Origin of the sequence: Streptomyces sp. NPDC002888 (assembly GCF_042888465.1) — a bacterium.
In the GTDB taxonomy this organism is placed as follows: Bacteria; Actinomycetota; Actinomycetes; order Streptomycetales; family Streptomycetaceae; genus Streptomyces.
In genome coordinates, this window is sequence record NZ_JBIAPU010000022.1 from 1 (window position 1) to 20,237 (window position 20,237).

Genomic DNA, 20,237 nt, shown 5'->3' on the forward strand with positions numbered 1-20,237 from the left:
GCCGACGTGGTGTCAGCTGAACGACCCGGTCTGACGTGATCCACCGTCAAACAGCCACTCCGATCCCACCACTCCAGACGCTCACTCGGGCGAACCGACCTGCGCCTTCCGTGTCTTGCGCATCGCGAACGCGCGCGATGTCTTGACGTGTTCTTGGCGAGATGGCTTCATGGGAGCGCTCCCATCCTCCCTCTGACGCCCATGTTTCCTGGCGCTCACTCCCTGGAGTCCGCAGTGAGAAGAGCAAGAAGCACGACCCGAAAGAGCCCCCTCGCCCGCCTGCTGACCGTCCTGGCCGCCCTCGTGGGCCTCGTCGTCCTCGGTGCCGTCGTCCCGGCCGCCGCACAGGCGGCCCAGTCGCCGCCCGGCGTCCAGGCCACCGGTCTGCACATCAGCAACGGCCGTCTGCTGGAGGGCAACGGCAACGACTTCGTCATGCGCGGCGTCAACCACGCCCACACCTGGTACCCGAACCAGCTCCAGTCGCTCGCCGACGTGAAGGCGCTGGGCGCCAACACCGTCCGGGTCGTCCTCTCCGACGGCCACCGCTGGACCAAGAACAGCGCCCAGGACGTGGCCAATGTCGTCGCCCAGTGCAAGGCCAACCGGCTCATCTGCGTACTGGAGGTGCACGACACCACCGGCTACGGCGAGGAAGCCGCGGCCGGGACCCTCGACCACGCGGCCGACTACTGGATCGGCCTGAAGAGCGTGCTCGCCGGCGAAGAGAACTACGTCGTCATCAACATCGGCAACGAGCCCTGGGGCAACACCAGCCCCGACGGCTGGACCGACCCCACGGTCGCCGCCGTCAAGAAGCTCCGGGCCGCCGGGTTCGAGCACACGATCATGGTGGACGCGCCCAACTGGGGACAGGACTGGCAGGGCGTCATGCGCGCCAACGCCCGGACCGTCTACGACGCCGATCCCACCGGCAACCTGATCTTCTCCATCCACATGTACAGCGTCTTCGACACCGCGGCGGAGATCACCGACTACCTCAACGCCTTCGTCACCGCCAAGCTGCCCATCCTCATCGGTGAGTTCGGCGGACCCGCCGACCAGTGGGGCGACCCCGACGAGGACACCATGATGGCCACCGCCCAGCAGCTCAAGCTCGGCTACCTGGCCTGGTCCTGGAGCGGCAACACCGACCCGATCCTGGACCTGTCGATCGGCTTCGACCCGAAACAGCTCAGCTCGTGGGGCCAGCGCATCTTCAACGGGGTCAACGGCATCGCCCAGACCTCCAAGGAGGCCACCGTCTTCGGCGGCGGCAACCCGGGCGACACCCAGGCCCCGACCGCGCCCGGCACACCGGCCGCCTCCGCCGTGACGGCCACGTCCGCCACGCTCGGCTGGAGCGCCGCCACCGACAATGTCGGGGTCACCGGCTACGACGTCGTCCGCGTCAGTGGCGGCTCCGAGACCAAGGTGGCCGCCTCCACCACCAACGGCGTCACCGTGACCGGCCTGAGCGCGGCCACCTCGTACACCTTCGCGGTGTACGCCCGTGACGCGGCCGGGAACCGGTCGGCCCGATCGGCCACGGTGAACGTCACCACCACGAGCGCCCCGGCCGGGAACTGCTCCGTCGGCTATCGCGTCGCGGGCGAGTGGCAGGGCGGCTTCCAGGGCGAGATCACGATCAAGAACACGGGCACCGCCGCCATCAACGGGTGGACCCTGGGCTTCGCCTTCGCCAACGGCCAGACCATCAGCAACATGTGGGGCGGGACTCCCACCCAGAGCGGCGCCACGGTGAGCGTCGCCCCGGCCTCCTACACCTCGACCATCTCCGCGGGCGGCTCGGTCACCGTCGGCTTCATCGCCGCCAAGGGCGCCACCAACACCGCGCCGACCGCGTTCACCCTGAGCGGCAGCACCTGCGCCACCGCGTGACCCGGAAAGCCTGACCCGGAACGCCTGACCCCGAAACCCGATCGACCGGCGGGGCCACTCGCCCCGCCGGTCGGCCTGCCGGTCGCCGGTCCGTCAGGCCGGCCGCACCAGGCCGGACTCGTAGGCGAAGACCACGGCCTGGACGCGGGCGCGGGCGCCGATCTTCGTGAGGATGTGGCTCACGTGGGACTTGACCGTGGTCGGGGCGATGGACAGGCGGGTGGCGATCTCGGCGTTGGACCAGCCGGAGGCGATGGCCGTGAGCACGTCGCGTTCACGGTCGGTGAGGGCGTCCAGCCGGAGTTCGCCCCCGGGCGGGTCGGCGGGGCGCTGTTGGCGGACGGCGTCGATGAGTTTGCGGGTGAGGCCACGGGTGATGACGGCGTTGCCGGCGGCCACGCTGCGGACGGCGGAGGTGAGCTCGTCGGGGGTGGCGTCGTGCAGGACGAAGCCGGCGGCTCCGGCGCGCAGGGCGGTGTAGGAATACGCGTCGTCGCTCGTGGGGGTCAGCAGCAGGACGCGCGGGGCTCGGGTGCCGGGGCGGGGCTGGGGGTCGGGGCGTGTGATGCGGCGGATGGTGTCGATACCGTCCCGCTGAGGGATGCGGCTGTCCATCAGGACGACGTCGGGGTGGAGCTCCGCGCTCATGCGGACCGCGTCGGCGCCGGTGGCCGCTTCGCCGACTGTGGTCAGTCCGGGCTGGGCCGCGAGGAGCATGCGGAGTCCGAGGCGTTGCAGGGACTGGGTGTTGACGATCAGGACGGCGGTCATGATGGTTCCACTCTGAACGAAACCGTTTCGTTCACCTTGCGATCAGAGTAGCCCGGCACTCATCGAAACGACACCGTTTCTTTCGTGGCCTGGGTCACATCCCTCGGTGTCCTCCGCTGCCGCCACCCCTCAGGACCGCCGGGCGCCTGCTCCCTGGTCGGGGGTCGAGCGCAGCAGGAGGACGGTGATGTCGTCCGTGTACTGGCCCGTGGGCCAGTTGTGGTCGACGAGACTGCCGATCAGGCCGTCCAGGTCGTGGTCGTCGGTCGCCGCCAGGTGTCGGACGAGACCGGAGGTGGCCTGGGTGGCGTCGGTGTCGGGGACCTCGACGAGGCCGTCGGTGTAGAAGGCGAGGGTCGCGCCCGGCGGCAGGGTGACCGTGGTCGTGGGGTACTGGGCGCGGGTGTCGACACCCAGCAGAAGGCCGGGTTCGACGTCGAGGACGCGGGCGCGCCCGTCGGCCTCGCGCAGCAGCGGGGGGACATGGCCCGCGTTGGCGATGACGAGCCGGTGACGGGCCAGGTCCAGGTGCGCGTAGAGGCAGGAGACGAGCAGGTCGGAGTCCAGGTCGGCGAGGAGCCGGTTGGTGCGGGCCAGGACCTGGTCGGGGGGCGCGCCGGCCGTGGCGTAGGCGTGGATGGCCGTACGGACCTGGCCCATGAGGGCGGCCGCGGTGACGCTGTGCCCCTCGACGTCGCCGATGACCGCGGCGGCGGTGGTGCTGTCGAGGCGAAGCAGGTCGTAGAAGTCACCGCCGACCTCGATGCCGTGTCCGGCGGGCAGGTACTGGGCGGCGACGTCGAGACCGGGCAGCACGGGCAGCGTACCGGGGAGCAGGGCCTGCTGGAGCTCCTCCACGAGGCGGTGCTTGGCGTCGTAGAGCCGGGCGCGGTCCAGGGCCTGGGCGATCAGGCCGGCGCGCTCGTCGGCGGTGAAGGTGTGCGGATGGCCGTAGGAAAGGATGCAGCAGCCCACCGGGCGGCCCGAGATGATGAGGGGAAGGAAGGCCCAGGCGTGTTTGGTCTCCTTGGGGTGGTCGGCGGGCCACATCAGGACGATCCCGCCCCAGCGGCGGCGCGCCCCGGTCAGCGGGACCGCGGCGAGCGCGAAGCGGTAGGGCAGGACGGCGGCGGCCCGCGGATAGCGGCGGACCATCTCGTCCTGGGTCCCCACCCGCACCAGCCGGTCGTCACGGATCGCGTCCGCGACCGGGGCCGGCGCCGTCAGGGGCAGACGCTGCCAGGGGGCGGTGAACTCCACCGGCAGGCCGCACACGGCCACCAGGCGCAGCACGGGCCCCGCGTCGTCGATCAGGTACAGAGGGCGCCCACGGAGGCGCCGGTGCGCCGAACGGTGCCGGCCAGGGCCGCCCACAGGGCGTCGTCCGGTGCCTCGACGACCCCCGGTGCCTCCTCGATCCCGGACATGCCGCCCTCCGGCCCGGTGTCAGCGCAAGCCGACGCCTTGCTCATACTCGGACATTACGCCCGGCAACGGGCGTCTGTGTGATGCATGCCGCCGGACCCCTCGCGTCGGACCCCTCGCGCCGCTCGCCGAGCGTGACGCACGCGTACCCGTGCGTGTCCCGTCTTCCGGCATGTGGCCCGATGACAAGCCCCCACCGGGAAGCTGCGTTCCTGTGAGTACTGCCTGATCCCGCGCCCGCCACGGTCCTACCGTCCGGCCATGGACATGATGAGTCGCAGCAGAATGCGCAGCAGAAGAAGAACAGGGCGAGGCCTGGGCGCCGTGCTGGCGGCGCTGCTGACCGCGGGCGCGCTCACCGCCGCCGCACCCGAGGCCCAGGGACAGAACGCGCGGACCGAGACCCCCGTGACGTCGGCCTCCCCCGTCACCGAGGTGACCGAGTCGGTGGTGCGGGTGAAGATCCCGCTGCCGGCGTCGTTCGGGGCGCGTCCCGCGGCGTGCGACTGGCTGTCGTACCTGCGCTACCGCTCCGCCGACGGACCCGCCGCGTCGGCCGACGCCGACCGGATCCTCGTCGCCCAGCCCGGCATCCTGGAGGGCGCCGGGGCCTTCGACAGCGTCGCCCGCAACACCGTGGCGCGCGCCGCCGAACAGGGGCGGCACATCGAGTTCTGGGCCCTGGACCGGCGCTCCAACTGTCTGGAGGACGGCACCGGCATCGCCTCCGGCGACCAGCACACGGCCGTCGAGTACTACTACCGCGGCAAGAAGGTCGACGGCCGCACCTTCGGCGGGTTCACCGGCAACGGGGAACTCGGCTGGATGGCGAAGCTCGGCATCGAGCAGACCGTCCGCGACCAGTACGACCTGCTCACCGCCGAACTGCCCGACCAGGGCCTGCGCAAGCGGAAGGTGCTGTGCGGCGGGCATTCCCTGGGCGGCGTGATCACCGGCTACTTCGCGGCCGCCGACTTCGACGGCAACCGCGCCACCACTGCGGACGCCGGGTACCAGAGTTGCGCCGGCTACTTCGCCCTGGACACCACCGTCTCCACCTCCCTGGCCGACCTCAGCGGCAGCATTCCCGACGACACCAACCTGCCCGACATCGGCCTCGGCTACGGCGTGGTGCAGGCCGGGCTCGACACCGGAGTGCTGCCGCGCACGCTGTCCGCGCCGGTGCTGCTCAACCCGGAGACCATGACCCTGCTGGCCATCGCCGGCCTGGGGGTCGTGCAGGACGCGGGCGGTGAGGCCGACCTGCCCCGATACCTGCCCTCCAACGTCAACATCGAGGCCACCAACCGCTTCCTGTTCTCCAAGGACGCCGCCGCGTTCCTCACCGGCTCACCCGCCGTGAAGGACTTCCGGCTCACCAACGCGGCCGTGCTCGGGGCGCTGCTGGACGACAACTCCGTACCCCTGGCGTTCCTCCAGAGCAGCGTGGGCTTCTTCGACGGCGGACCGATCGCCGACAAGAGCTTCCCCGTGGCCAACGGCGGCTCCCAGCAGCCGGGTCTCTACGGCACCGCGTACAAGGCCATCCCGGACCAGCCGGGCGGGCCGCTCTTCACCTGGCGCAACTACGACCGGGTCGGCGACCCCGACGACCCGGGCTACCGGTCGGCCGACGGCACGCCGTTCACGGGCGCGGGCAAGGAGGTCACGGACGTCCGGGAACTGGCGCGCAGCCTGGCGGAGCAGCCGCTGGACTTCACGGAGCAGTACTTCCCGACCAAGCTGGTCACCGACATCCAGCTGGGCACCTCACCGCAGGTGAAGCGGCTCGTCGTCCACCCCGACGGGCTCACGGCCAACCCGACGCTCACGGTGCTCGCCGGTGACGGGCTGCTGGCGGGCCGCGTCCCGGCCGACCTGCACCCCGTCGTCGCCGACGGCTACCAGCACCTCGACGTGCTGACCGCGGCACCCGAGCAGAACAACGGGCGTCCCGAGCCCGTCTCCACCAACCTGGAGGCGTTCGCCCGCTCGCCCCGGTAGCCGTACATGGGTGGGGCCCGGGAAGAAGTCCTCCCGGGCCCCACCGCTGTGCTCGCTCAGACCCTGCCGGCGGCGAAGGAGGCCCCGGCGTCGGCGTCGTCGCGGTAGCTCAGGTGCGCCCCCACGTCACCCCCGCCGTTCTCGCAGACCGGGTCGCCCTTCGCGCAGGTGTCGAAGGTGCGGCTCTGGTAGGTGCCGGTGACGCTCTTGCCGAGGGCGCGTATCGGGTTGCCGAACAGCAGCACCGCGGCGACCCTCGGCTCCAGCGCGGCGGGGATGGTGGCCACGATGGGGCTGCCGACGACCGCGCCGGCGCTGCTGATTCCGATCGAGTTGTCGACGACGTTCGCGCCCTGCGAATAGCCGACGAGCACGAAACGCTGATTCGGGCACGCCGCGGCCTGGCTCTTGACGTGGTTCACCAGATCCGAGTTGCCCTGTGCGGCCGAAGTGAGGGAGAGGTCCGCGGGATAGTTCACCTTGTAGCTGGACAGGCTCTTGCCCGTCACTTTCTTCTGCAGCGCGGAGTACACCGGGTCACCGACGATGAAACCGAGCGTGCCCGGCTCGAACGTGCCGCGAGCTGCGACGACGTCGATGTCCGAGCAGGCGGCGGCGGACGCGGCGGGTGCCGAGAGGGTGGCGATACCAGCCCCGCCGACCAGCGAGAGCGCGGCGAGACACAAGCGGATACGCATGGGGATCCTTTGTGGGTGGGGCGCATGAAGCGCCTGGGGAAAAGGACGGTCCCGAACGTATTCGTGTTTCCTGACGAGGTGTTATGAACGGGAATTCAGAAACCCCACGTCTTTTTGTTCTGCGGTGAGTGGGTGGATGAATTCCTTACGTCTCCTGCGCCCGCAGCGCCTCCGCGCGCAACGCGAGAACGAGGTCCAGCCGTGTGTCCGGGTCGTGCAGGGCGTCGCCGAACAGCTTCTCCAGCTGGCGCAGGCGGTAGCGGACCGTCTGCGGGTGGATGTGCAGACGGGCGGCCACGTCGGGCACGTTGCTGCCGCTGAGCAGCCAGGCCAGCAGCGTCTCGGCCAGCCGGGGCCGCTGCCCCGCCGACACCGCGCCGAGCGGGGCGAGGACCCGTGCCTGCAACTGGCCGAGAAGTGGTTCGTCGCTGTGCAGCAGCAGCGTCGAGAGGTGGTCGGCACACCGCACCACACCCTGCCGCGGGAGGATGCCCCGGCCCATCAGCCCCAGCGCCCGGGTGGCCCAGTGCAACGACTGCGCGGCCTCCGTCAGCGGCACCGTCGGGCCGATCGCGGCCGGCCGGCCGCGCAGCGCGAGGGCGAAGGCCCGGCCGCCGAAGCGGCCGGACCCGTCCGGGTCCGGCACCAGCATGCGCGGCGGACGCGACTCCATGTCCACCAGCGCGCCCGCCGCCGACAGTGGCCGGTCCTCCTCGCGCTGGTCCGGGGTGGCCGCCAGCGCCACGACCGCCACGTGCCGGGGCACCGACCAGCGGGCGCCGTGCGCCACCCCCTGCACCGCCTCCAGGGACACCGGCCCCTCCGCCAGGAGCAGGTCGAGCAGGCGCCTGCGGCGGCGCTCCAACTCGTCCGTGCTGCGCAGCTGGGCCTCCGCGTACCCGGCCGCGGCCGCCTCCGCGACCTCGTGGACCGTCCGGAAGGCCAGTTCGCCCAGCGCGGCCACCACCGCGGAGTCCAGCCCGAGCTCCTCCGCCGTACGGCCCATCAGCCGCCAGGCGTGCAGCCCGCCGACGCGCAGCGCGGACTGCAGCGCGTCCAGACTGCGGCCCTCCAGAGCCTCGCCGCGCCCGAGCTCGTAGTACGTCGCGGCGATCGCGTCAGCCCCTCGGCGCGGGTCGGCGATGTGGTCGACGAACAGGGTCAGCGCCTGCACCACTCCGGACCTGAGGTTCTTGCCGTAGGCGCCGTCGGCCGGCCGCGCGTACTCGGGGACCTGTCTGCGGACCTCCTCCTCCACGTCGTCGGCGACGGCCTCGAGTTGCGCGCGCAGCAGCCCGGCCAGGTCGGCCGGTACCGGCGCGGCTCCGAGGTCGTCCGGTACACCGTGCGGGGTGGGGACAGCCACGGCGGACACTCCTTTCACCCGGAAGCGGCTCACCCGCGGGACGCTGCCCGTGGGGCGAGTGGGAAGTCCGGTGTTGGACGGACGTCCCCTGCGCTCCGTTCCGTGCCCCGACGGCACCGACATCACTCCGGCACCCCCAGCGCACGGGCGAGCATCGGCCATGACGCGGTGAACTCCCGTTTCCAGTAGGTCCAGCTGTGTCCTCCTCCCGTGTAGTAGTGGACGGTGGCGGGGATGCGCAGCAGTGCCAGCGCGTCGGTGAAGAAGTGGGCGGACGGCCACAGGGCGCTTTCCAGCGCCTCGGGAAACCAGTCACCGCTGCCGCCGGCCACCCCGCTGCCGCTGGAGACGTACAGGGGGGTGCCGCGCAACCCCTCGGCGCGGGTACGCGGGTTGAAGTCGCGCCAGGTGAGGAAATTCAGGACCGGATTGCCCCACAGGGACAGCGGCAGCAGGTTCTCCCGGGCCACGATGGCGTCCAGGATGCTCGGCACACCGGGTGCGGTGGTGTCGAGGATGCCGCTGTAGGAGGCGGCCGCGGAGAACATGCCCGGGTGGCGGGCCGCGTGCGCCATCGCCCCGTAGCCACCGGTGGAGACCCCGGCGACGGCCCGCACACCGGACGCCCGGTAGTCGCGGGCCAGCAGCGCGGGGACCTCCTTCAGCTGGAACGTCTCGTAGTCGGGGCCGCTGCGCCAGGCGGAGGGAATGCCGGTCGGGCCCGCGTCCGGCATCGCCACGATCAGGTCGCGGCCCGCGGTGAAGGCCTCGATGTCGGTCTCCCGGGTCCACGACGTGTAGTCGTCGTGGGCGCCGTGCAGCAGGTACAGCACGGGGTAGGTGCGCCCGGGCTGCGAGTCGAACCCGGTCGGGAGGATCAGCCGGACCGGCGCAGCGCGGCCCAGCGCGGCGGAGGCGACGGACACGTCCAGGGTGCGCGCTCCGAGGCGGGTGGTGGCGGCCCGGGCGCGGGCGGTGGCGGACGCGGCGCCGAACAGGACGGCCAGACCGGCGGCCGTCGCGGCTTTGGTGACGGCGCGTCGGGACACGCCGTTGGTGCGGTCGGACATGGCGGCTCCTCGGGATGCGGGTCGGCGGGTGTCATCGGCTCTCGGCGACTCTTGGCGGCGCTCAGTGGCTCTGCTCGGCGAGGGCCCGCCGCAGATGGGCGGCGATCTCGTCGACGTGCGGCAGGTCCAGCAGCGACAGGTGGTGCCCTGCCACCGGTACGACCTCCAGGCGCGGGCACACCTCGTCCCAGCCGAGCGTCTCGTCGTCCCGCTCGTACGCCGGGTCGCGCACCGTGTGCGGGGCGGGCTCGGTGGCCCGGTACAGGACCACCGGCCCCTCGTAGCGGTCCGGACGGTGGGCCTCGCCGATCCTCAGGTCCAGGTAGGAGGCGCGCTGGTGGGCCAGCGCCGAGGGCGGCACGTCGGCGGCCTCGCGCAGGGCCCGCAGCACGGTGTCGATACGGTCGCCGTCGTCCTCGGTCGCGACCAGCTCGTCGTACGGCAACTTCAGCACCACGCCGTACGTTTCGGCGACATGGCGGGCGAAGCCCGAGAAGTGGGCGCGGATCCGGTCGGCCGGTGTGCGGCCGGGCTGGGGGAGGGGCCGTACGGAGTCGATGAGCACGACCGACCGCACCTCGCGTCCGGCGGCGGTCAGTTGCCGCGCGCACTCCTGGGCGACGAAGCCGCCGAAGGACCAACCGCCCAGCAGGCAGGGCCCGTCCGGGTGGACGGCGGAGATCGCCTCGGCGTAGCGACGTGCCTTCTCCGGCACGCTGCGGGCGTCCTCGACGCGCTCCAGTCCGTGCACCGGCCGGTCGTCGCCGAGCCGTTCGACGAGGGGCCGGTAGACGTCGGTGGGCCCGCCGGCCGCGTGGACCAGGAAGAGCGGGGCGCCGGAGCCGGTGGCGCGGAGCGTACGCAGGGGCGTCGCCGCCGGGAGGGCGCGGTCGATGCGGGCGGCGGCCTCCTCGACGGTGGTGGCGCCGAACAGGTCGCGCAGCGGCAGGTCGATCCCGAACTCGCGTTCCACGGCGGTGCGGATGCGGACGGCCATCAGGGAGTCCAGGCCGAGGTCGGCGAGTGCGGTGGTGGCGGTGATACGCGTCGGCGGGTGGCCGGTGACGGCGGACATGTGGTGGGTCAGGCGGGCCAGGGCGGAGGAGGAATCGCCCGCGACGGTGGGGGTCGCGGCAGGCGGATGGTCTGCCGGAGCCGACGCGACCGTGGCGGGGGCCGCCCGCCCGTCCGTCCACCAGTACCGCACGTGCCGCCATCGGGGCGCCGGCAGGTCGATGACACGTCCGGACGGTCGAGGCAGTCTCTGCCCCGCCGCGTACAGTGCGCCCAACTGCCCGGCGAACGCGGCAGAACCGTCGGCGTCGCGCCGCAGCGTCCCGACGAAGAGCGCGTCGGGCACGGTGTCCGCCACGGCCCCCGCCAGCACCGGGTGGGGCGAGACTTCGACGAACGCGGTGTGACCGTCGGCGGCGGCCGCCGCGAGGGCCCGGTCCAGGCGCACGGGACGGCGCAGGTTGGCGGCCCAGTGGGCGGCGTCGAACACACAGTCGCCGCGCGGGTCGTCGAGGACGGTGGAGTAGACGGGGACGCGCGGCCGCCGCCCCCGGACGTCGGACAACGCCCCGGTCAGCTCCGGCAGCAGCGCGTCGACCTGGGGCGAGTGCCCGGCCCCGACGACCCGCATGGCCCGCGCGGCCCGCCCCCGCTCCTCCAGCCGGCGCACGAGCCGGGCCACCGCCTCCTCCTCACCGGTGACGACCTTCTGGCGGGGCGAGGAGTGAACGGCGACGTGGACATCGGGGAACTCCCGTCGCAGAGAGCCCAGTTCGGAGTCCTCCACGTCCACGACCGCCATCGCCCCGCCGCGCAGCCCGCTCAGCAGCCGGGCCCGTACGGCGATGACGCGCGCCGCCTCCGGCACCTCCAGCGCGCCCGCGCACACGGCGGCGGTCACCTCGCCCATGGAGTGGCCGATCACGGCGGCGGGCTCGACGCCGTGGGAGCGCCACAGCTCGGCGAGCGCCACCTGGACACCGAACAGGACGGGCTGGGCGACCTCCAGGTGATCGAGGTCGCCCCCGGTCGCCAGGTGGTCGTACAGCGACAGCCCGCACTCCGGGGCCAGTTGTGCGTCGAGCTTCTCCACGGCCGCCGCGAAGGCGGGTTCCTCGGCCAGCAGTCGGCGTCCCATGCCGATCCACTGGCTGCCGTACCCGGAGAAGACCCACACCGGGCCGCGCCCGACGCGGTCGCGCTCGCCGGTCACGACCCGGGGGTCCGGTCGCCCCGCCGCCAACGCGCCCAGGGCATCGACGAGTTCGTCTCCGTCCCGGGCCGCGACGGCGGCACGCACGGATCCGCGTCCGGTGCGCCCGGCGAGCGTGCGCGCCACGTCGGCGGGGTGCGCGGCGCTTCCCTCGGGCGTGCGGAGCCAGTCGGCGAGCCGGGAGGCGGTGTCGCGCAGGCGGTCGGTGTCGGTGTCGGAGAGGAGGTGGAGGCGGGCGGCGGGTTCGTCGGCAGGGGACGGCGGGAGGGCGGCGGGCCGCCATTCCTCCAGTACGGCATGGGCGTTGGTGCCGCCGAAGCCGAAACCGGAGACCCCGGCGGTGGCCGTGCCGCCGTAGCGCGGCCACGGCTCGGGCTCGGTCACCACGCGCAGCCGGGCGTCGCCGAGGGAGCTGCCGTCCGCGCAGTGCAGGGACGGCGGGATGAGGTCGTGGTGGAGGGCGAGCACGGTCTTCACCAGGCCCGCGATGCCCGCTGCGGGCTCCAGGTGGCCCAGGTTGCCCTTGACGGAGCCGAGCAGCAGAGGCTGGTCCGGGTCGCGGCCCTGGCCGAGGACCGCTGAGAGCGCGCCCGCCTCGATCGGATCGCCGAGCGGGGTGCCGGTGCCGTGCGCCTCCACGTGGTCCACGTGCGCCGGGGTGAGCCCGGCCCGCGCGTAGGCCGTCTCCAACAGGGCTTGCTGCGCGACCGGGTTGGGGGCCAGGAGGCCGTTGGAGCGGCCGTCGGAATTGACCGTCGTGGCACGGATGACCGCGAGGACGCGGTCGCCGTCCCGCTCGGCGTCGGACAGCCGCTTCAACAGCACGGCCGCGCATCCCTCGCCGCGGCCGATCCCGTCGGCCGCCGCCGAGAACGGCTTGCACCGCCCGTCCGGCGCGAGCGCGCCCGCCCGCCGGAACGCGACGGTGACCGTGGGGGAGAGCAGCACGTTGACCCCGGCGGCGATCGCCGTGTCGCTCTCGCCCGAGCGCAGGCTGACACAGGCCTGGTGCACGGCCACCAGCGACGAGGAACAGGCCGTGTCGACGGCCATGCTCGGCCCCCGCGTGTCCAGCACGTACGCCAGCCGCCCCGCGGCGACGCTCAGCGAACCGCCGGCCGGCGCCCAGGGATCGACTGCGGCCGGGTCGGCGCCGGTGAGCTGCCCGTACTCCGGGGCGGACACACCGACGAAGACGCCGGTGGCGGTGCCGGCGAGCAACGCGGCGGGCACTGCGGCGTGGTCGAGCGTCTCCTGGACGACCTCCAGGAGCATGCGCTGCTGGGGGTCCATCACCGCGGCCTCGCGCGGACTGACGCGGAAGAAGTCCGCGTCGAACCCGGCGACGTCGTCGAGGTAGCCGCCGTACAAAAGGGCGTCGGCGGGCGGGAACGCGGTGAAGTCCCGCCACCGGTCCTCCGGGACGCGCCGGATCGCGTCGACGCCATCCGTCAGCAGCCGCCAGTAATCGGCGGGACCGTGCACCCCGCCGGGCAGCCGGCAGCCGATCCCTATGACGGCGACGGGCTCGCCGATGACGGCGACGGGCTCGCCGGCGTACGGCGTCGGAGCCTGGGCGGCCGTGGGTGGGTTCTCCTGCGCCGTACTGCTCAGACGCTCCACCAGCGCCTCCACCGTGGGCGTCTCCCACAGCAGTGTCGACGGCAGCTCACGGCCCAGGGCGAGGGAGAGTTCCCCGGCCAGGGCGACCGCGTCGCGCGAGGACATGCCGAGGTCCGCGAGCGGCCGGTCCGTCGCGACGTCCCGGGGATCCGTGCCGTTCCACGACGCCACCCGCCCGGTGACCAGACGACGCAGGGCGTCCTGGTCGGCGGCCCTCATGCCACGCCCCCGGCAACGCCCGCCGTACGGTCCTCGTACGCACCCTCCAGGTACCGCCCACGGGTCAGCGCCCGCGACACCTTGCCGCTGGAGGTACGGGGCACGGTGCCCGGCGGCACGAGCGCCACATCCGCCAACCGCAGCCCGTGCCGGGCGGAGACGGCCGCCCGCACGGCACGCACCAGGGCCGGTACGTCGATCTCGGCGAGGCTCGTGGTCCGCGCGTGCTCGGCCACCACGACCACCCGCTCACCCTGTTCACCCGCCCCGCCGGGCACGGCGAACGCGGCGAGCCGGTCGCGGCGCACGGCCGGATGCGCCTCCTGGGCCGTTGCCTCGACGTCCTGCGGGTAGTGGTTGCGCCCGTCGACGATGATCAGGTCCTTCAGACGCCCCGTGACGAGCAGCTGCCCGTCCAGCACGGTCCCCAGGTCGCCGGTGCGCAGCCAGCGTCCTGCTTCGGCCGTCTCGGCGTCGAAGACCCGCCGAGTGTGCGCGTCCTGGCTCCAGTAGCCGCGCCCGACGTTGGGCCCCTGCACCCGGATCTCGCCGACCTCCCCCTCCGACAGGACCGCGCCGGTCACGGAGTCGGCGATGCGGACCCGCTGCCCCGCCGGGGCGCCGCAGCCCGCCAGGAGCACGGCCGTGGGGTCGTCCGGTCGCGCGGGCAGCGCCTTGCCGGTGGCGAGGGCGTCACGTTCGAGGGCGAAGCGGCGCAACGGCTCCCCCGGCCGGGCGGCACTGACGAAGACGGTGGCCTCGGCCAGGCCGTACGAGGGGCAGTGGCTCTCCGCCGGGAGCCCCTGGGCGGCGAACGCGGCGTGGAAGCGGTCGGCCGTGCCGGGACGGACGGGCTCACTGCCGTTGATCAGCGCGGTGACCCGGTCCAGCCGCAGCCCGGCCTTCTGGCTCTCGGCGACGGCCGCGACGCAGTAGTCGTACGCGAAGTTGGGCGCGGCGCTCACCGCCCGCGGATGCGCGGTCAGCAGCCGGAGCCAGCGCACGGGCTGCCGCAGGAACGCGGCCGGGTCCATGAGCACCGACAGCACTCCGCGTACGACCGGGGCGGCGACGCTCAGGACGAGCCCCATGTCGTGGTAGAGCGGCAGCCAGCCCACGCAGGTCACCGGAAGCTCGTCGGCGCCGTAGGCGGTCAGCGCCTGCCAGGCGTTGGCGGCGACGTTGGCGTGGGTGATCTCCACGCCGGCCGGGGCCCGGGTCGAGCCGGAGGTGTACTGGAGGTAGGCGGTCGCGCCCGGGTCGGGCTCGACCGGCCGCCAGTCCCCGGCGGCCTCGTCGGGCACCTGGTCCGCGGCGACGATCCGCACCCGCTGCCCGTCGCAGAAGCCGCGGACCTCCTCCAGAGCGGCGCTCGTCGTCACGACGACCGAGGGACGCGCGTCGGCCAGGACGCCTGCCAGCCGGTCGGCGTGTCCCGGCAGGCCCGGCGGATACAGCGGCACGGCGACGAGGCCGGCGGACAGGGACGCCAGGAACGCGGTGACGTACTCCGTGCCCTGCGGGCACAGCAGCGCCACCCGGTCCCCGGGCCGCGCCTCCTCGGCGAGCCGGGCGGCCAGCGCCCGCACCCGCAGCTCCAGGCGGCGCCAGGTCAGGGTGCGGTGGACGCCGCGCGAATCCGGGTCGGGGTGGTCGACGAAGGTGAACGCCCTCCGGTCGGGAGTGGTCTCGGCCCAGTGCCGCACGTACTCCGGCAGGGTCCGGCACGGGGGCGCGAGCGGGGGGCGGCGGCTGTCCATGGGGGCGTGGCTCCTCACGGTCGCGGGGGTGGGCTCGATCAGGGATCCGTGCGAACAGGGATCCGTGGGAAAGGGGGAGGCTCAGAGCGGGATGTTGCCGTGCCGGCGCTGCGGCATCGGGGCGCGTTTGCCGCGCAGCGCGCGCAGGGCGCGGCAGACATGGGCGCGCGTGTCACGCGGGGCGATGACGTCGTCGACGTATCCGCGTTCGGCGGCGATGTAGGGGGTGCCGTAGGTGCTCTCGTACTGCGAGACGAGGTGGGCGCGCAGCGCCTCGGGGTCGGCGGCGGTGGCGAGCTCACGCCGGTGCAGGACCCCCACCGCGCCCTCGGCACCCATGACGGCGATGCGGGCCGTGGGCCAGGCCAGGTTGATGTCGGCGCCCAGGTGCTTGGACCCCATCACCGCGTAGCCCCCGCCGTACGCCTTGCGCACCACCACGGTGACCTTGGGGACGGTCGCCTCGGCGTACGCGTACAGCAGCTTCGCGCCGCGCCGGATGATGCCGGCCTGCTCCTGGCGGACGCCGGAGAGGTAGCCCGGGACGTCGGCGAAGGTCAACAAAGGGATGCCGAACGCGTCGCAGAACCGTACGAAGCGCGCGGCCTTCTCGGAGGCGTCGATGTCGAGGACGCCCGCGGAGTGCAGCGGCTGGTTGGCGACGACACCGACGGAACGGCCCTCGACGCGGGCGAGGGCACAGATGATGTTCGGCGCGAACAGTTCCTGCACCTCCAGCAGTTCGCCGTCGTCGACGACCGCGCACAGGATGTCCCGCATGTCGTAGGCCTGCCCGAGCCGGTCGGGGACGACCTCGTCGAGCCGGTCCCCGGGGGCGGGCTCCGACCCGGGCGCGTACTCCGGAGGCCGTTCGAGGTTGTTGCCCGGCAGATACGCCAGCAGGTCGCGCACGGTGTCGAGCGCCTCCTCCTCGTCGGCGGCGAGGAAGTGGGCGTTGCCGTTGACGGCGTTGCTGGTGCGGGCGCCGCCCAGCTCCTCGGCGGTGGTGCGCTCGCCGGTGACGGCCTCGATGACGTCGGGCCCGGTGACGAACATGTGCGAGGCGCCGTCCACCATCACCGTGAAGTCGGTGATCGCGGGTGAGTACGCGGCCCCGCCGGCGCATGGCCCCAGGACGACGGAGATCTGCGGGATCACGCCGGAGGCCTGCACGTTGCGGCGCACCAGCTCGGCGTACAGGGCGAGCGAGGCGACGCCCTCCTGGATGCGGGCGCCGCCGCCGTCGTTCAGCCCGACGACCGGACAGCCGGTCTTGAGGGCGAGGTCCATCAGGGCGATCGTCTTCTCCCCGAAGGCCTCGCCCATGCTGCCGCCGAAGACGGTGGAGTCCTGCGCGAACACGCACACCTCACGCCCGTCGACCGTGCCGTGTCCGGTGACGACGCCGTCCCCGTACGGGCGACGGGCACCGTCCCCGAGGGAGCGGGCCCGCACGAAAAGGCCGGTCTCGGCGAAGGAGCCCGCATCCAGCAGCCGCTCGATCCGCTCCCGCGCGCCGAACTCGCCCCGTCTTCTCGTTCCGCCCGGAGCCCTCGCCCCCGACCTGCGGCGTTCCAGGTCGGCGATGCGTTCGGCGGTTCGGTCGGGCTCGGGCGTCGCCGTGTCCCTCGCCTGGGATGTTGTCGCCTCTCGCGTCACAGCCACCTCCGAAGTGGCTTTCGAATATGGCAGCGACAGGGCGGGGAACCGGGCGGATCGCGGCTCTGTTTGCGCGAGGTGAGTCCTCCGGGACGGACCTTCGTCCTCGGGTGACAAGGCAGGGGCGGCCGGGGTGCTCGTGGCGGAACCGACCGGCGGTGAGCACGGTTCCACCGAGGTGGGAGGAGGCGGCGCGCCGACCGGACGCGCCGCCTCTTGTGTGACCGCACCGCACGTCCTCCCCTGTTTCAGGTGTTTTGTCTGATTAGCATGCGGGGTCCGCCGCCCCTGTATGAGAGGACGTCAGATAGTGCGAACGGGTCGTCACAGCCTGCTGAGCCAGCACCCCTTCTCTGCGCACGACGCCGTCCTGCGTGCCGCCGCCCGGCACATCGACCGCCGCCGTTTCCTCACCGTCGCCGCGGCCGCCGCGACGCTCGCCTTCACCACCAACCAGCCGGCCCGGGGCGCGGCGGCCGCCCCCGAACTCGACGCGGCCCGCATCTCCGACGACCCGTTCACCCTCGGAGTCGCCTCCGGAGACCCCCTCCCGGACTCCGTGGTGCTGTGGACACGGCTGGCCCCCACCCCGTTCGAACCGGACGGCGGACTCGGCGAGCAGCGCGTGTCCGTCCAGTGGGAGGTGGCCCTGGACGAGAACTTCGGCATCGTGGTGAAGCAGGGCACCGCCCTGGCCCACGCGGAGTACGGCCACAGCGTGCACGTCGACGTCCAGGGCCTGCTGCCCGGCACCGTCTACCACTACCGCTTCAGAACCGGCGCCTGGATCAGCCCGACCGGCCGGACCCGCACCGCACCCGAGCAGGGCCTCGACGCCTCGACGCTCCGCTTCGCGGCCGTGTCCTGCCAGGCCTACCACGACGGCTACTACACCGCCTACCAACACCTCGCGCAGGACGACGTCGACCTCGTACTCCACCTCGGCGACTACCTGTACGAGTACCCCGTGAACGCGGCCGGAGGGGAGCGCCGCTACACCGCCGCAGCCCAGCTCCCCGACGTCTTCGACCGCGAAACCATGACCCTCGCCGACTACCGGCTGCGCTACGCCCTCTACAAGAGCGACCCCGACCTGCGCGCCGCGCACGCCGCCCACCCCTTCGTCGTCACCTGGGACGACCACGAGACGGAGAACAACTACGCCGCGAGCTTCCCCGAGAGCGACGTCCCGCCGGAGCAGTTCCTGCCCCGGCGCGCGGCCGCCTACCGCGCGTACTGGGAGAACCAGCCGCTGCGCGCCGCGCAACTGCCGCAGGGCCCCGACATGCGCCTGTACCGCCGGCTCCAGTGGGGCACACTCGCCCAGTTCGACGTCCTCGACACCCGCCAGTACCGCTCCGACCAGGCCTACGCCGACAAGCCCCACGCGCCGGGACTCGAGTCCGACGATCCGGCGCGCACCCTCACCGGCGCCGAGCAGGAACGCTGGCTGATCGACGGATGGCGGGCCTCGACCGCCCTGTGGAACGTGATGCCGCAGCAGGTGTGCTTCTCGCAGCGGAAGTTCGACCTGACCGAGCCGTCCCGGGTCTCCATGGACGCCTGGGACGGCTACCGCGCCTCACGCGAGCGCATCGTCGCCGGCGCGAAGGCGGCCGGGGTCGACAACTGGCTCGTCCTCACGGGCGACGTCCACGTGGGCTACGCCTTCGACATCAAGGACGACTTCGACGACCCGGCCTCCAGGACCCTCGGCACGGAGCTCACCTCCACCTCGGTCGCCAGCGGCAAGGACGGTGCCGAGAAGCCCGCCAACTGGGACCGGTACATGACGGCCAATCCCCACCTGAAGTTCTACAACGGTCAACGCGGTTACGTGCGCGTCGAGCTGGGACGCCAGGCGGCCCGGGCCGACTTCAAGACCGTCTCCTCCGTGACCACGCCCGGCGCGGCCCTCACCACCTCCGGCTCCTTCGTCACCGAGGCGGGCGCCCCGGGCCTGGAACCGGCGTGAGACGCGACCAGTGATCCTGCGGACGGTGCGTGTACTGCACATGGCAGCCCCCGCCGCCCCCTAAGCGCGAAACGCCAGTGCTATTGACATCTCTTCGTACACATCAGGCAAGGCCTCGCCATGTCTCATCCGCACCCGAAGGAAGGACGCCCCATGGCCGGCAGACATGCCGGCGGTGGACGCCGCGCCGCCGCCCTGACCGCTCTGACCACCCTCGCCCTCACCGCTGTCCCCTCGGCCGCCGCGGCCGACCCGCCGCCCGCCCACGGACCCGTGCCCTCCGCCGCCCAGACCCTCGGCGCCGACCGGCCGTCCCAGGAGGTGCTGCGCGCCCTGGAACGCGACCTGCTGCTGACGCCGGAACAGGCGGCGGCACGGCTGGTCAACGAGGCAGAGGCGGGCACCCGCGCGGGCCGCCTCCACAATGCGCTGGGCAAGCGCTTCGCCGGAGCCTGGGTGAGCGGCGCGACCGCCGCCGACCTCACCGTGGCGACCACCGACGCCGCGGACGCCGCCGTCATCCGGGCGCAGGGCGCCCAGGCCAAGGTCGTCAAGACGGCACTGGCAGACCTGGGCTCCCTCAAGAAGAAGCTGGACGCGGCGGCCACCCGCACCCCGACCCACGACACGCCGGTGTGGTACGTCGACGTCCGCAGGAACCGGGTCGTGATCCAGGCGACGAAGCGGTCGGCCGCCACCGCCTTCATCAAGGCGGCCGGAGCCGAGGGCCGGGGCGTGGCCGTCCGGATCTCGGCCGACCGGCCGCGCGTGATGGCGGACATCGTCGGCGGCGACGCCTACTACATCGACGGCATCGCCCGCTGTTCCGTGGGCTTCTCCGTCACCAAGGACCTGCAGCAGGGCTTCGCGAGCGCGGGCCACTGCGGCAGGGCGGGCGCCAGGACCACGGGCTTCGACATGGCCGACCAGGGGACCGTCCAGGCGTCCACCTTCCCCGGCAAGGACATGGCCTGGGTGGCCGCCAACAGCGACTGGACGGCCACTGCCGACGTCAGGGGTGAAGGCGCGCAGAGGGTACAGGTCGCCGGTTCGGTGCAGGCGCTCGTCGGGGCGTCGGTGTGCCGCTCCGGCTCGACCACCGGATGGCACTGCGGAACGGTCGAGCAGCACGACAGCAGCGTCAGATACGCCGAGGGCACCGTCAACGGCCTCACCCGGACCACGGTGTGCGCCGAACCCGGGGACTCCGGCGGCCCCTTCCTGGCGGGCGCGCAGGCGCAGGGCGTCACGTCCGGCGGCTCGGGCGACTGCACGAGCGGCGGCACCACGTTCTACCAGCCGGTCAACCCGCTGCTCGGCGACTTCGGCCTCACCCTCGTGACGGCCTCCGCCCAGTCCGGCACGCCCGCTCCCGGCCAGGCCGCACCGAAGGAGTCGTGGGCCGCGGGCCGCGTCTACGGCGTCGGGGACACCGTGACCCACGCGGGTGTTCGCTACCAGTGCCTGCAGTCCCACCAGGCGCAGGCCATCTGGTCGCCCGAGGGCACCCCGGCGCTCTGGCAGCGCGTGTGACGCTC

General features: G+C 73.0%; 13 protein-coding genes. 4 read left to right on the plus strand and 9 right to left on the minus strand.

Annotation, left to right across the window (positions count from 1 at the left end):
• Positions 1–234 precede the first annotated feature (234 nt).
• Positions 235–1,902 (plus strand): cellulase family glycosylhydrolase, encoded by a 1,668-nt coding sequence (locus ACFYWX_RS31300; protein ID WP_389427822.1) that lies wholly within the window; start codon positions 235–237, stop codon positions 1,900–1,902.
• A gap of 93 nt (positions 1,903–1,995) precedes the next feature.
• Here ACFYWX_RS31300 and ACFYWX_RS31305 read toward each other — a convergent pair whose 3' ends face one another.
• From ACFYWX_RS31305 to ACFYWX_RS31315, 3 genes are all read right to left on the minus strand, one after another.
• Positions 1,996–2,673: a LuxR C-terminal-related transcriptional regulator gene (locus tag ACFYWX_RS31305; RefSeq protein ID WP_389427824.1), complete on the minus strand. Its 678-nt coding sequence runs from the start codon at positions 2,671–2,673 to the stop codon at positions 1,996–1,998.
• A gap of 129 nt (positions 2,674–2,802) precedes the next feature.
• Entirely contained in the window at positions 2,803–3,966 is a 1,164-nt protein-coding gene (locus tag ACFYWX_RS31310; protein WP_389427826.1) for a PP2C family protein-serine/threonine phosphatase, read from the minus strand.
• A 17-nt stretch (positions 3,967–3,983) separates the two neighbouring features.
• Positions 3,984–4,145 (minus strand): hypothetical protein, encoded by a 162-nt coding sequence (locus tag ACFYWX_RS31315; RefSeq protein WP_389427828.1) that lies wholly within the window; start codon positions 4,143–4,145, stop codon positions 3,984–3,986.
• A 238-nt stretch (positions 4,146–4,383) separates the two neighbouring features.
• On the opposite strand from ACFYWX_RS31315, the gene ACFYWX_RS31320 reads away from it, so the two are divergent.
• Positions 4,384–6,102 (plus strand): hypothetical protein, encoded by a 1,719-nt coding sequence (locus ACFYWX_RS31320; protein WP_389428095.1) that lies wholly within the window; start codon positions 4,384–4,386, stop codon positions 6,100–6,102.
• Positions 6,103–6,158: 56 nt separating this feature from the next.
• Here the strand turns inward: ACFYWX_RS31320 and ACFYWX_RS31325 are convergent, their stop codons facing one another.
• From ACFYWX_RS31325 to ACFYWX_RS31350, 6 genes are all read right to left on the minus strand, one after another.
• Positions 6,159–6,800, minus strand: coding sequence for a cutinase family protein (locus ACFYWX_RS31325; protein WP_389427830.1), 642 nt, complete (start codon positions 6,798–6,800; stop codon positions 6,159–6,161).
• A 145-nt stretch (positions 6,801–6,945) separates the two neighbouring features.
• Positions 6,946–8,166 (minus strand): PucR family transcriptional regulator, encoded by a 1,221-nt coding sequence (locus ACFYWX_RS31330; protein WP_389427832.1) that lies wholly within the window; start codon positions 8,164–8,166, stop codon positions 6,946–6,948.
• A gap of 122 nt (positions 8,167–8,288) precedes the next feature.
• The gene (locus ACFYWX_RS31335) at positions 8,289–9,236 is read right to left on the minus strand and encodes an alpha/beta hydrolase (RefSeq protein ID WP_389427834.1); all 948 of its coding nucleotides are present in this window, start codon (positions 9,234–9,236) and stop codon (positions 8,289–8,291) included.
• 61 nt (positions 9,237–9,297) lie between these two features.
• Positions 9,298–13,305, minus strand: coding sequence for an acyltransferase domain-containing protein (locus tag ACFYWX_RS31340; RefSeq protein ID WP_389427836.1), 4,008 nt, complete (start codon positions 13,303–13,305; stop codon positions 9,298–9,300).
• Positions 13,302–15,065, minus strand: a complete 1,764-nt coding sequence (locus tag ACFYWX_RS31345; protein ID WP_389427838.1) for a fatty acyl-AMP ligase — start codon at positions 15,063–15,065, stop codon at positions 13,302–13,304. The genes ACFYWX_RS31340 and ACFYWX_RS31345 overlap by 4 nt, the downstream gene beginning before the upstream one ends.
• Positions 15,066–15,146: 81 nt before the next feature.
• Positions 15,147–16,724 (minus strand): acyl-CoA carboxylase subunit beta, encoded by a 1,578-nt coding sequence (locus ACFYWX_RS31350; protein WP_389428097.1) that lies wholly within the window; start codon positions 16,722–16,724, stop codon positions 15,147–15,149.
• A gap of 292 nt (positions 16,725–17,016) precedes the next feature.
• Here ACFYWX_RS31350 and ACFYWX_RS31355 point away from each other — a divergent pair, with 292 nt between their 5' ends.
• Positions 17,017–18,699: an alkaline phosphatase D family protein gene (locus tag ACFYWX_RS31355; RefSeq protein ID WP_389427840.1), complete on the plus strand. Its 1,683-nt coding sequence runs from the start codon at positions 17,017–17,019 to the stop codon at positions 18,697–18,699.
• A 153-nt stretch (positions 18,700–18,852) separates the two neighbouring features.
• Entirely contained in the window at positions 18,853–20,232 is a 1,380-nt protein-coding gene (locus tag ACFYWX_RS31360) for an alpha-lytic protease prodomain-containing protein (protein WP_389427842.1), read from the plus strand.
• Positions 20,233–20,237 lie beyond the last annotated feature (5 nt).

Coding starts and splice junctions, on each gene's coding strand:
- ACFYWX_RS31305 (WP_389427824.1), bottom strand. CDS start 2,673: ATGACCGCCGTCCTGATCGTCAACACCCAGTCCCTGCAACGCCTCGGA.
- ACFYWX_RS31315 (WP_389427828.1), bottom strand. CDS start 4,145: ATGAGCAAGGCGTCGGCTTGCGCTGACACCGGGCCGGAGGGCGGCATG.
- ACFYWX_RS31320 (WP_389428095.1), top strand. CDS start 4,384: ATGCGCAGCAGAAGAAGAACAGGGCGAGGCCTGGGCGCCGTGCTGGCG.
- ACFYWX_RS31325 (WP_389427830.1), bottom strand. CDS start 6,800: ATGCGTATCCGCTTGTGTCTCGCCGCGCTCTCGCTGGTCGGCGGGGCT.
- ACFYWX_RS31335 (WP_389427834.1), bottom strand. CDS start 9,236: ATGTCCGACCGCACCAACGGCGTGTCCCGACGCGCCGTCACCAAAGCC.
- ACFYWX_RS31340 (WP_389427836.1), bottom strand. CDS start 13,305: ATGAGGGCCGCCGACCAGGACGCCCTGCGTCGTCTGGTCACCGGGCGG.
- ACFYWX_RS31345 (WP_389427838.1), bottom strand. CDS start 15,065: ATGGACAGCCGCCGCCCCCCGCTCGCGCCCCCGTGCCGGACCCTGCCG.
- ACFYWX_RS31355 (WP_389427840.1), top strand. CDS start 17,017: ATGAGAGGACGTCAGATAGTGCGAACGGGTCGTCACAGCCTGCTGAGC.
- ACFYWX_RS31360 (WP_389427842.1), top strand. CDS start 18,853: ATGGCCGGCAGACATGCCGGCGGTGGACGCCGCGCCGCCGCCCTGACC.